The following is a 346-nucleotide window of genomic DNA, read 5'->3' on the forward strand; positions in this document are numbered from 1 at the left end:
GGCGAACTTCAGCGACGTCGCGTCGCCCCTGTTCGCGCTCGTGATGGGGATGTCGGCGGAACTGGTGTGGCGGCGCGGAGGGCGCGTGGGGACGACGCTGCTCCAGCAGACGCTCCGCGGCCTCTTCCTCGTCGTCCTGGGCGTCTGGATGGCCTCCTGGGGCTCGTGGGTGGCCGTGGTGCTCGCCTACCTCGGCCTGCTCATCATCATCGGGGCGCCGATCCTGCTCGCCCGTACGCCCGTCGTGATCGCGGTGACCGTCGTGATCCTCGTCGTGAGCCAGCCCCTGCTCGCCCTCGCCCGCACCTGGGTGTGGGCATACACGAGCGGCGACCCGGTGCGAGAG

General features: G+C 71.1%; 1 protein-coding gene. It reads left to right on the forward strand.

The annotated features are described in order from the left end of the window. A partial coding sequence (locus SB658_RS22540; protein ID WP_410602448.1) for a hypothetical protein occupies positions 1 to 346 on the forward strand: 346 nt, incomplete at both ends.

Source organism: Bacillus sp. SIMBA_008 (assembly GCF_046535495.1).
GTDB classification, from domain to species: domain Bacteria; phylum Bacillota; class Bacilli; order Bacillales; family Bacillaceae; genus Bacillus; species Bacillus subtilis.